General features: G+C 71.8%; 11 protein-coding genes and 2 pseudogenes. 8 read left to right on the top strand and 5 right to left on the bottom strand.

Going from position 1 to position 10,785, the window contains the following annotated elements; translation table 11 throughout:
* From ABT186_RS46115 to lgt, 8 genes and pseudogenes are all read left to right on the top strand, one after another.
* Nucleotides 1-93: pseudogene (locus ABT186_RS46115) on the top strand (TlpA family protein disulfide reductase); the annotation flags it as partial.
* Nucleotides 94-97: 4 nt separating this feature from the next.
* On the top strand, nucleotides 98-526 hold the full coding sequence (locus tag ABT186_RS46110; RefSeq protein WP_351930397.1) for a DUF2752 domain-containing protein: 429 nt from the start codon (nucleotides 98-100) through the stop codon (nucleotides 524-526).
* A 177-nt stretch (nucleotides 527-703) separates the two neighbouring features.
* Nucleotides 704-1,513: an indole-3-glycerol phosphate synthase TrpC gene (trpC, locus tag ABT186_RS46105; protein WP_351930395.1), complete on the top strand. Its 810-nt coding sequence runs from the start codon at nucleotides 704-706 to the stop codon at nucleotides 1,511-1,513.
* A gap of 22 nt (nucleotides 1,514-1,535) precedes the next feature.
* Nucleotides 1,536-1,709 carry a tryptophan biosynthesis modulator TrpM gene (gene trpM, locus ABT186_RS48225; RefSeq protein WP_502973530.1) on the top strand — a complete coding sequence of 58 codons (174 nt, stop codon included), beginning with the start codon at nucleotides 1,536-1,538 and terminating at the stop codon, nucleotides 1,707-1,709.
* Between the two features lie 134 nt (nucleotides 1,710-1,843).
* Nucleotides 1,844-3,130 (top strand): tryptophan synthase subunit beta, encoded by a 1,287-nt coding sequence (trpB, locus tag ABT186_RS46100; RefSeq protein ID WP_351237387.1) that lies wholly within the window; start codon nucleotides 1,844-1,846, stop codon nucleotides 3,128-3,130.
* 11 nt (nucleotides 3,131-3,141) lie between these two features.
* Nucleotides 3,142-3,960, top strand: coding sequence for a tryptophan synthase subunit alpha (gene trpA / locus ABT186_RS46095; protein ID WP_351237385.1), 819 nt, complete (start codon nucleotides 3,142-3,144; stop codon nucleotides 3,958-3,960).
* 79 nt (nucleotides 3,961-4,039) lie between these two features.
* Complete coding sequence (locus tag ABT186_RS46090) at nucleotides 4,040-4,816, top strand: DsbA family protein (protein WP_351930393.1); 777 nt, start codon at nucleotides 4,040-4,042, stop codon at nucleotides 4,814-4,816.
* Nucleotides 4,817-4,934: 118 nt separating this feature from the next.
* Entirely contained in the window at nucleotides 4,935-5,978 is a 1,044-nt protein-coding gene (gene lgt, locus ABT186_RS46085; protein ID WP_351237381.1) for a prolipoprotein diacylglyceryl transferase, read from the top strand.
* Between the two features lie 75 nt (nucleotides 5,979-6,053).
* Here the strand turns inward: lgt and ABT186_RS46080 are convergent, their stop codons facing one another.
* From ABT186_RS46080 to ABT186_RS46060, 5 genes and pseudogenes are all read right to left on the bottom strand, one after another.
* Complete coding sequence (locus ABT186_RS46080; RefSeq protein WP_351234145.1) at nucleotides 6,054-6,899, bottom strand: HpcH/HpaI aldolase/citrate lyase family protein; 846 nt, start codon at nucleotides 6,897-6,899, stop codon at nucleotides 6,054-6,056.
* Nucleotides 6,896-8,083 (bottom strand): CaiB/BaiF CoA transferase family protein, encoded by a 1,188-nt coding sequence (locus tag ABT186_RS46075; RefSeq protein ID WP_351234144.1) that lies wholly within the window; start codon nucleotides 8,081-8,083, stop codon nucleotides 6,896-6,898. The genes ABT186_RS46080 and ABT186_RS46075 overlap by 4 nt, the downstream gene beginning before the upstream one ends.
* A complete protein-coding gene (locus tag ABT186_RS46070) occupies nucleotides 8,080-9,450 on the bottom strand; it encodes an ADP-ribosylglycohydrolase family protein (protein ID WP_351234142.1) in 1,371 nt (456 codons plus the stop codon). Before ABT186_RS46070 ends, ABT186_RS46075 begins: the two co-directional genes overlap by 4 nt.
* Before the next feature lies 1 nt (nucleotide 9,451).
* A complete protein-coding gene (locus ABT186_RS46065; protein WP_351234140.1) occupies nucleotides 9,452-10,606 on the bottom strand; it encodes an ADP-ribosylglycohydrolase family protein in 1,155 nt (384 codons plus the stop codon).
* Nucleotides 10,607-10,614: 8 nt separating this feature from the next.
* Nucleotides 10,615-10,785, bottom strand: a pseudogene (locus ABT186_RS46060) (ADP-ribosylglycohydrolase family protein); the annotation flags it as partial.

Raw genomic sequence — 10,785 nt, 5'->3', positions numbered from 1 at the left:
ACCGCGAGCAAGGGCGTCCAGTTCGTCGGCATCAACACCCGCGACACCAGCACGGAACCGGCCCGCGCCTTCGAGAAGCAGTACGGGGTCACATAGCGTGCCCCAGTACCGTACGGGCGGCGCGGCCACCGCCGTCCTGAGGCGGTTCGCCGTTCCCGCCGGGGCGCTCGCGGGCGTCGTCGGAGCCTTCGCCTACGTCGGTGCGGTGGACCCCAACGAACCCGGCCACTACCCGGTCTGTCCGCTGTTCCGTTACACCGGCCTGTACTGCCCCGGCTGCGGCGGACTGCGCAGCGCGCACGCCTTCGTGCACGGGGACTTCCTGGCGGCGCTCCAGGACAACGCACTGGCCGTCGTCGGCTATCTGGCCTTCACCGTGGTGTGGACCGTCTGGGTGATCCGCGCCGTGCGGGGACGGCCGCTGCGGATCGAGCTCGGGCCGGTGCAGATGTGGAGCCTGGGCGCGTTGCTGCTGGTCTTCACGGTTGTCCGGAACCTGCCCTTCGGTGGCTGGCTGCATCCTTGATCAACCTGTGAATGTCCAGGTAGTGGGACCGGCGTCAACCGGATGCGAGGCCTACGCCTTCCTCCGGATACCATCAAAGTGACCATCGGTACCCACCGCCGAGGCAGACCCGGTGGAACCGGGCTCAACCCGATTGAGCCGGCTGAATCGTCAACCGCCAGGAAGGGGGCCGCTCGCGTGAGTGTGCTCGACGAGATCATCGACGGAGTCCGTGCCGACCTCGCGGAGCGGCAGGCGCGCGTCAGCCTCGACGAGCTCAAGGAGCGCGCGGCGAAGGCTCCCGCGGCCAAGGACGGCGTCGCCGCCCTGCGCGGTGACGGCGTCAAGGTGATCTGCGAGGTCAAGCGGTCCAGCCCCTCCAAGGGCGCGCTCGCCGCGATCGCCGACCCGGCGGGGCTCGCGGCGGACTACGAGGCGGGCGGCGCGGCCGTCATCTCCGTCCTGACCGAGCAGCGCCGCTTCGGCGGCTCGCTGGCCGACCTGGAGGCCGTCCGGGCCCGGGTCGACATCCCGGTGCTGCGCAAGGACTTCATCGTCACCTCGTACCAGCTCTGGGAGGCACGGGCGTACGGCGCCGACCTCGCGCTGCTGATCGTCGCCGCCCTCGACCAGCCCGCCCTGGAGTCGCTCGTCGAGCGCGCCGAGTCCATCGGGCTCACCCCGCTCGTCGAGGTGCACGACGAGGACGAGGTCGAGCGGGCGGTGGACGCCGGCGCGAAGGTGATCGGCGTCAACGCGCGCAACCTCAAGACCCTGGAGGTCGACCGCTCCACGTTCGAGCGGGTCGCCCCCGAGATCCCCGAGGGAATCGTGAAGGTCGCCGAGTCCGGGGTCCGCGGCCCCCACGACCTGATCGCGTACGCCAACGCGGGCGCCGACGCGGTGCTCGTCGGCGAGTCGCTGGTGACCGGTCGCGACCCGAAGACAGCGGTCGCCGACATGGTGGCGGCGGGTGCGCATCCCGCATTGCGGCACGGCCGGGGCTGACACACGGGTAGGGTTGGCTCCGATGACGCTTCCGATCACCGTGACGACCACGGACCGGTATGCCCGCCTCGCCCGCGGCTGCCGACCCCGCGGTTGCCGTGCGCCCGCACGCCGGGTGCACGGGCGACGCGTGCGGTACGTCATCGGTGACGAGCCCGGCCAAGTAAACGGACGGCGATGGCAGCGCCCCTCTTAGGGGTGCGGGGCAGTACCCGCCCATGCGGCTCCGCCGCGTGGGCGCGACAAGCCACGGACGGCCCGCGGCCGACCGACAAGCCCCGCCCCCACGGCGATCAGTGTCTGTTCACACACTCACCGTGAGGTTTCCGCATGCCCAGCGAGTTCTTCATCCCCGACCCGGAGGGTCAAATCCCCAGTGCCGAGGGCTACTTCGGCGCCTTCGGCGGCAAGTTCATCCCGGAGGCCCTCGTCGCCGCCGTGGACGAGGTCGCCGTCGAGTACGACAAGGCCAAGGCCGATCCCGAGTTCGCCCGCGAGCTCGACGACCTGCTCGTCAACTACACCGGCCGGCCCAGCGCCCTGACCGAGGTGCCAAGGTTCGCCGAACACGCCGGTGGCGCCCGGATGTTCCTCAAGCGCGAGGACCTCAACCACACCGGATCCCACAAGATCAACAACGTGCTCGGCCAGGCCCTCCTCACCAAGAGGATGGGCAAGACGCGGGTCATCGCCGAGACCGGCGCAGGCCAGCACGGCGTCGCCACCGCCACCGCCTGCGCCCTCTTCGGGCTCGACTGCACCATCTACATGGGTGAGATCGACACCCGGAGGCAGGCCCTCAACGTCGCCCGTATGCGGATGCTGGGCGCCGAGGTCATCGCCGTGAAGTCCGGCTCCCGCACCCTGAAGGACGCCATCAACGAGGCGTTCCGCGACTGGGTCGCCAACGTCGAGCACACCCACTACCTCTTCGGCACCGTGGCCGGACCCCACCCCTTCCCGGCCATGGTGCGGGACTTCCACCGCGTGATCGGCGTGGAGGCGCGGCGGCAGCTGCTCGAACGCGCCGGGCGCCTGCCCGACGCGGCCATCGCCTGCGTGGGCGGCGGCTCCAACGCCATCGGGCTCTTCCACGCGTTCATCCCCGACGCGTCCGTGCGTCTGATCGGCTGCGAGCCCGCCGGGCACGGCATCGAGACCGGTGAGCACGCCGCCACCCTCACTGCCGGCGAGCCCGGCATCCTGCACGGTTCCCGCTCCTACGTCCTGCAGGACGACGAGGGCCAGATCACCGAGCCGTACTCGATCTCCGCCGGCCTCGACTACCCGGGCATCGGCCCCGAGCACTCGTACCTCAAGGACAGCGGCCGCGGCGAGTACCGCGCCGTCACCGACGACGCGGCCATGCAGGCCCTGCGCCTGCTGTCCCGCACCGAGGGCATCATCCCGGCCATCGAGAGCGCCCACGCGCTCGCCGGCGCCCTGGAGGTCGGCCGGGAGCTGGGCAGGGACGGGCTGATCGTCGTCAACCTGTCCGGGCGCGGCGACAAGGACATGGACACGGCCGCCCGCTACTTCGGCCTGTACGACACCGACGCGTCCGTCGCCGCGGACGCCGACAGCGAGGGCGCGGAGATCGAGGGGGACGCCAAGTGAGCGGGGCTGCATTGAACAGTGGAAAGGGCCAACTGCTGTCGGACACCCTCGCCGCCGCCGGGGCGGAGGGGCGCTCCGCGCTCATCGCGTACCTGCCGGCCGGCTTCCCGACCGTCGACGGCGGCATCGCCGCGATCAAGGCGGTCCTAGACGGCGGCGCCGACGTCGTCGAGGTGGGACTGCCGCACAGCGACCCCGTCCTCGACGGTCCCGTCATCCAGACCGCCGACGACATCGCCCTGCGCGGCGGCGTCAAGATCGCCGACGTCATGCGCACCGTCCGCGAGGCGTACGGGGCGACCGGCAAACCGGTGCTCGTGATGACGTACTGGAATCCGATCGACCGCTACGGCGTGGAGCGCTTCACGGCCGAGCTGGCCGAGGCGGGTGGCGCCGGCTGCATCCTGCCGGACCTGCCCGTGCAGGAGTCGGCCCTGTGGCGGGAGCACGCCGAGAAGCACGGGCTCGCCACGGTCTTCGTGGTCGCGCCCAGCAGCAAGGACGAGCGGCTCGCCGAGATCACCGCGGCCGGTTCCGGCTTCGTCTACGCGGCCTCGCTCATGGGCGTCACCGGCACCCGTGAGACGGTCGGCGCCCAGGCCCAGGACCTGGTCCGCCGCACCCGGGCGACCACCGACCTGCCGGTCTGTGTCGGCCTCGGCGTCTCCAACGCGGCACAGGCCGCCGAGGTGGCCGGCTTCGCCGACGGGGTGATCGTCGGTTCGGCGTTCGTGAAGCGGATGCTGGACGCGGAGGACGAGGCGGCCGCCCTGGAGGCGGTACGGACGCTGGCCGGTGAGCTGGCCGAGGGCGTACGCGGCAACGCGTAACGGGACAATCCGCTCACTCGAACGAGTGGACCTGGGGCCGGGGAGGCGCGCTGCGCCTCCCCGGTTCGTTCTGCCGGATGTGAGCGAGAAGAACCGTGACGGAAAGCGCACCGCCCGTGAGCGGCTGGCGGTCGAGCGTGAGAAGCAGAAAGCCGCGGACAAGCGCCGCAGGGCGCTGATCGTGGGCGCCTCGGTCGTCTGCGTCCTGGCCCTGGCGACCGTGGTGGGAATCCTGGCGGCGAACGCCGGAAAGAGCGGAAAGGGCAGCGCCTCGGGCCCCGCCGTGGTGCCCTCGGGCGCGAAGGGGAAGGACGGCCTTGCGATCCCGGTCGGCAAGGACTCCGCCAAGGCGACCCTCACGGTGTGGGAGGACTTCCGCTGCCCGGCGTGCAAGCTCTTCGAGACCGTCTACCGCCCGACGATCCACGAACTGGTCGACGCCGGAAAGCTGAGAGTCGACTACCACCTGGTCACGCTCATCGACGGAAACCTGCGCGGCACCGGCTCCCGCGACGCGGCCAACGCGGCGGCGTGCGCGCAGGACGCCGGAAAGTTCTGGCCCTACCACGACGTGCTGTACCAGAACCAGCCGCAGGAGACCCAGGACTCGTTCTCGGATTCCGCCAAGCTCATCGAGCTGGCCGGCAAGGTCGGCGGCCTCGACACGCCGGAGTTCCAGAAGTGCGTCAAGGACGGCACGCACAACAGCTGGGTGGTGAAGTCGAACGCCGCGTTCCAGACGGGCGGCTTCACCGGCACGCCGACCGTGTTCCTCGGCGACAAGAAGATCTCCGCCGACCGGACGATGATCCCGGCGAAGCTGAAGCAGATGGTGGAAGCGGCGAACAAGGGCTGAGGCCCTTGTCACCCCGTGGTGCCCCCGGTCCTGACGTGCCGGGGGCGTCCTACGTTATGGACCCGTAGCCGGGTGGGTTGCCACCCTGCGTGTCCGGCACGGTAGCGTCGTTCTTGCCATGGAACTTGCCTACATTCCCAGCCCGTCGCGCGGGGTGCTGTACCTCGGCCCCATTCCGCTGCGCGGCTACGCGTTCTGCATCATCATCGGTGTCTTCGTAGCCGTGTGGCTCGGCAACAAACGCTGGATCGCCCGGGGCGGCCGGTCCGGCACAGTCGCCGACATCGCGGTCTGGGCCGTCCCGTTCGGCCTCGTCGGCGGACGGCTGTACCACGTGATCACGGACTACGAGCTGTACTTCAGCGACGGCCGTGACTGGGTGGACGCGTTCAAGGTCTGGCAGGGCGGACTCGGCATCTGGGGCGCGATCGCGCTCGGTGCGATCGGCGCGTGGATCGGCTGTCGGCGGCGGGGCATCCCGCTGCCCGCCTACGCCGATGCCGTCGCACCCGGGATCGCGTTCGCTCAGGCGATCGGCCGCTGGGGCAACTGGTTCAACCAGGAGCTGTACGGACGGCCGACGGACCTGCCGTGGGCGCTGCACATCACCTCGTCGGCGGACGGGCGGGTGCCGGGGTACTACCACCCGACCTTCCTGTACGAGTCGCTGTGGTGCATCGGGGTCGGCTTCCTGGTGATCTGGGCGGACCGCCGCTTCAAGCTGGGGCACGGCCGGGCGTTCGCGCTGTACGTGGCCGCGTACTGCGTGGGCCGCGGCTGGATCGAGTACATGCGGGTCGACGACGCGCACCACATCCTGGGCCTGCGGCTGAACGACTGGACCGCGATGCTGGTGTTCCTGTGCGCCGTGGCGTACATCGTGGTGTCGTCGCGGCTACGGCCGGGCCGCGAGGAAGTCGTGGAGCCGGGTGTCTCCGACGGGGAGCCCGAGGGGGCCGAAGGCGCCGTGGAGCCGGAGAAGAAGGCCGGGCCGGAGCTGGAGAAGAAGGCCGAGCCGGAGCCGGAGGACGAGAAGTCGACGGTTCCCGAGGCTACGAAGACCCCGGACGCCTCGGACACCCCGGACGCGCTGGACGCCCCGGACACCCCCGATGCCTCCGAGGCTTCGCAGGAAGAGACCGAGTCGGCCAAGAAGAGCTGAGGGCCGCTCGTACGTTGCCGGGGGCGCCGTATCGCCGGATACGGCGCCCCCGGCGTGTGCGACGAAGGGAAACCCTCACCGCCTCCTGCGCGCCAGCGACAGCGTTCGCTGGGCCTCTCTCACCACCGCCGTGTCGATGAAGCGGCCGTCGGGGAGCGCCTGGGCGCCCGGCTCCCTGGCCGCGGCCTTCAGGATCTCCTCCGCCCGTGAGATCTCCTCCGCCGTGGGCGCGTAGGCACGCTCGATGACCGGGAGCTGGCGGGGGTGGATCGCCGCGCGGCCGAGGAAGCCCAGCGTGCGCCCATGGGCGCAGGAGGCCGCCAGGCCCTCCAGGTCCCGGATGTCCGGATAGATCGACTGGGTCGGCGGAGGCAGCGCGGCGGCCCGCGCGGCCACCACCACCCGCGCCCGCGACCAGTCCAGGCCCGCGTCCTCCCGTACGCCCAGATCCGCCCGTAGGTCCGCCTCGCCCAGCGCGATGCCCCGTACGGCCGGATGCGCGGACGCGATCGTGAACGCCCGCTCCACACCCAGGGCCGTCTCCAGAAGGGCGTACAGGGGGACCGCGCCGCCCTCGGCGGGGGCGGCCCGTTCCGCGACGCCCACCACGTCCGACGGTGACGTCACCTTCGGCAGGCGCAGGCCGCAGAGGCCGGGCAGCGCCGTCAGCGCCGTGAGGTCCGCGTCCGCCCAGGGGCTGTCCAGCGCGTTCACCCGGACGTGGACCGGCACCGGCGGGCGTTCCGACAGCCGGTCCGCCGTCGCCTCCCGCGCGTACTCCTTGCGGTCCGGGGCCACGGCGTCCTCCAGGTCGATCAGCACCACATCCGCCCCGGACACCAGCGCCTTGCCGACCGTCTCCGGGCGGTCCCCGGGCGCGTACAGCCAGGTGAGAGGGGGGAAGCCCGGGGGCGCGGTCACAGGGCGCCCTCCGCTTCGAGCGCGGCGATCTCCGGGTCCGTGAGGCCCAGCTCGGCCAGGACCGCCGCCGTGTCCGCACCGTGCGGCCGCCCCGCCCAGCGGATCGCGCCGGGCGTGACGGAGAGCCGGAACAGCACGTTCTGCATGCGCAGCAGGCCCAGCTCGGGGTCGGGGATCGTGGCGATCGTGCCCAGCGCCGCGTACTGCGGGTCGGTCATCACATTCCGTACGTCCTGGATCGCCGCAACGGCGGCCTCCGCCTTCTCGAACTCCTTCAGGACCTCCGCGCGCGTGCGCCGGGCGATCCACCCGCCGACCGCCTCGTCGAGCTCATCCGCGTGCCGGGCCCGGTCCGCGCCCGTCGCGAACCACGGTTCGTCGATCAGCTCCGGACGGCCGACCAGGCGCATCACCCGTTCGGCGACGGACTGGGCGGAGGTCGAGACGGCGACCCAGTTGCCGTCCGCGGTGCGGTAGGTGTTGCGCGGGGCGTTGTTGTGGGAGCGGTTGCCGGTGCGCTCCTGGACGTGGCCCAGCTGGTCGTACCAGACCGGCTGCGGGCCCAGCACAGTGAGGATCGGTTCGATGATCGCCATGTCCACCACCTGGCCCGCGCCCGTGCGGTCCCGGGCCGCGAGGGCCGTCATGGCCGCGTACGCCGTCGTCAGGCCCGCGATCGAGTCGGCCAGCCCGAACGGCGGGAGCGTCGGGGGCGCGTCCGGCTCCCCGGTGATGGCCGCGAACCCGCTCATCGCCTCGGCGAGCGTGCCGAAGCCGGGGCGGTGCGCGTAGGGGCCGAACTGGCCGAAGGCGGTCACCCGGGCGAGCACCAGCCGGGGATTCACGGCCGACAGCTCGTCCCAGCCGAGGCCCCATTTCTCCAGGGTGCCCGGGCGGAAGTTCTCGATGATCACGTCGGCGGTCTCGGCGAGGCGCAGCAGCGTCGTACGTCCGCCGGGTTTCGACAGGTCCAGCGTCATCGTGCGCTTGTTGCGGCCCAGCAGCTTCCACCACAGGCCCACCCCGTTCTTCGTGGGGCCGTGGCCGCGGGACGGGTCCGGTCGGGAGGGATGCTCGACCTTGATGACCTCGGCACCGAAGTCACCGAGCAGGGTGGCGGCGAGGGGACCGGCGAAGAGGGTGGCGAGATCGAGGACACGGAGGCCGGTGAGGGGGGCGGTCATGAGCGGTGGGTTTCCCGGTGTGTGAGGTGGGCCAGGGTGTCGAAGCCGATGCCGTTGAAGTCGCCGACGGACGTGGCCAGCCGGTTCTTGAGGGGGGTTGTCCAGCGGTCGGGCAACGCGCCGGGACGGCCGGCCAGCAGGCCCGCGACGCTGCCCGCTGTCGCTCCGTTCGAGTCGGTGTCCCAGCCCCCCGACACGGCACGGCAGATGGATCCGGTGAAGTCGCCGTCGGCGTGGGTGAGGGCGGCGGCGATCAGGGCGGTGTTGGGGATGGCGTGGACCCAGTGGTATCTGCGGTGGCTGGTGTGGAGCTCGTCGACGACGGCCTCGAAGTCGTGTGCGTCCCGGGCGAGTTGGATCGCATGGCGCAGCGCGAGGGCGAGCCGGGAGCCGGGCGGGACGACGCCGAGTCCGGTGCGCAGGCAGTGGTGGACGTCATGGGCCCCGGTGGCCGCCTCCGCGATGACGGCCGCTGTGAACATCGCCGCGTAGACGCCGTTCGCGGTGTGGGTGAGGGTGGCGTCGCGGTGGGCCTGTTCGGCCGCGGCGGCCGGGTCGCCGGGGTTGGTCCAGCCGTGGACGTCGGCGCGGATCAGGGCGCCGATCCATTCGCGAAAGGGGTTGCGGTGGCGGGCCGTGCGCGGGGGTTCGACACCGGAGAGGAGGTTGCGGCAGGCGATGCGTTCGGCGGTGAAGGTGCGGCCGGCGGGGAGCATGTCGAGCCAGAGCCGGGCCACGTCGGTGGTGGTGAAGGCCTTGCCATGACGCTGGAGCAACAGGAGGTTGAGGAGAGGGTAGTTGAGGTCGTCGTCCTCGGGCATGCCGTCGATGTTCTCGGCAAGGGATGTTCGTTCGGAGCGGCGGTTCCAGGGGTATCGCTCCGCGAGGTCGGCGGGGACTCCCCGGGCTGTGAACCAGGTGTTCAGGGGCCAGTTGCCGGCGGCGCGGGCGAGGTGGCGGATGCCGTCCAAGGGGAGCTTTTCCACGGGTTTGCCCAGGAGGCAGCCGACGGCTCTGCCGAGCCAGGCGGCTTCGAGGCGTTCCTCGCCGGGGGTCGCCCCAGGGGCGGTTTCCCCGGGCCGGCACGGCCAGTTCGGGCACAGCGTCCTGATCTGCTCCAGGTCCGTCGGCTCATGCTCCGTCAAGCTGCTGGGCAGGTCCGCCAGTTCGTCCAGCAGGTCCTTCGCCAGCAGCCGCAGATACGGTGACGCCGGCACCGGTGACGCCCCGGCCCGGAGCGGGGCCTGCCTGCCGCCCGCCGCCCGCCATCTCGCGGCGATCGCCGACGGCTCGCGGCCGTCCTGTCGCGCCTGGTGGAGTTCATGGCCGAGGAGGTCCTCCGGCTGGACCCAGGTCAGTCGGAGCACCTCAGCCTCCGATCCCGGTGAACGCCGCCTCGTGGGCCCGGCGGCGGCGTACGTCCTGGGCGAAGATCTCCCGCGTGATCTGCGCGAGCGTCCGGGCCGGTGCGTGCAGGTCGAGGCGGCTCGCCTCCGCGACCTCCTTCGCCCAGTACGACGGGACCTCCGAGCCCAGTGCGCCGGTGATCGCGCCCGCCATCGTCGCGATGGAGTCGCAGTCCCGGCCGTAGTTCACCGAGCCGAGCACCGCGTGGCGGAAGTCGCCGCGTGCCACCACCATCATGCCCAGCGCGACGGGGAGTTCCTCGATCGTGTGCAGCCGGGACGGGCGACGGGCACCCAGGGACGGCGCGCGATAGTCGGGGCCGACGGTGTCGTACGGCGCCACCGCCTCCCGCAGCGGCCGTAGCGCCGACTCGAAGTCGGAGTAGCGGGAGGCCGCGTCGCAGACCGTCTCGATGGCGGCGCGCGTTCCGTCCTTCGCCAGGGACAGGCATGTGTCCACGACCGAGTCGGGGGTCGCGCCCGGCTCGCAGGCCGCCGCCACCGCCGCCGCGAACACACCGGCCGCCTCCCTTCCGTACGACGACTGATGGGCGCCCGCCACGTCCAGAGCCTCGGCGTACGCACCCGCCGGGTTGGCCGCGTTGACCAGGCCGACCGGCGCCATGTACATAGCGGCACCGCAGTTGACGATGTTGCCGACGCCGGCCTCCCGTGGGTCGGCATGACCGTAGTGCAGCCGGGCCACCAGCCACTTCTCCGCGAGGAAGATCCGCTGGAGGGGGATCGCCTCCGTCTCCAGTTCGGGGATCCAGCGGGGGTTGGTCATCAGGTCGGGGACCAGGTGCCGCGCGATCGCGTATGCGTCCAGGTGGTCGCGGACGGCCGCGTACACCCGTACCAGCGCATGCGTCATCAACGTGTCGTCGGTGACGTGGCCATTGCCCTTGTGGTACGGGGCGACGGGGCGGGCCGTGCGCCAGGCGTCGCCGTGCCAGGGGCCGACGATCCCATGCACGCGGCCGCCGTGCCGTTCGACGATCTGCTCGGGGGAGTGCCCCTCGACAGGCCCACCGAGGGCGTCGCCGACGGCGGCACCCACCAGGGCGCCGGTGATGCGTTCGTCGAGAGGGGTCGTCTCGTCAGAAGTGGGCGTCATGTCCCGAATCATCCACCTGGGGCGGCCAGTTCCGTTGCCTCCAGGAGTTCGGCGAGGTGTACGAGATCCGTGCCGGTCAGGCGGGGGAGGGCGCAGCCCGAGAGGGTGCGGCAGGCCTCGCGCCAGGCGGGCGGGATCGCGGCGCCGCCGCCGAGCGCACCCGTGAGCGCGCCCGCGAG

Origin of the sequence: Streptomyces sp. NPDC001634 (genome assembly GCF_040298185.1) — a bacterium.
GTDB lineage: Bacteria > Actinomycetota > Actinomycetes > Streptomycetales > Streptomycetaceae > Streptomyces.
Note: the sequence above shows the minus strand (reverse complement) of the source record. Positions and strands in the feature narration are given on the sequence as shown.

Coding starts and splice junctions, on each gene's coding strand:
- ABT186_RS46075 (WP_351234144.1), bottom strand. CDS start 8,083: ATGACCGCCCCCCTCACCGGCCTCCGTGTCCTCGATCTCGCCACCCTC.
- lgt (WP_351237381.1), top strand. CDS start 4,935: ATGGAACTTGCCTACATTCCCAGCCCGTCGCGCGGGGTGCTGTACCTC.
- trpM (WP_502973530.1), top strand. CDS start 1,536: ATGACGCTTCCGATCACCGTGACGACCACGGACCGGTATGCCCGCCTC.
- ABT186_RS46065 (WP_351234140.1), bottom strand. CDS start 10,606: ATGACGCCCACTTCTGACGAGACGACCCCTCTCGACGAACGCATCACC.
- trpB (WP_351237387.1), top strand. CDS start 1,844: ATGCCCAGCGAGTTCTTCATCCCCGACCCGGAGGGTCAAATCCCCAGT.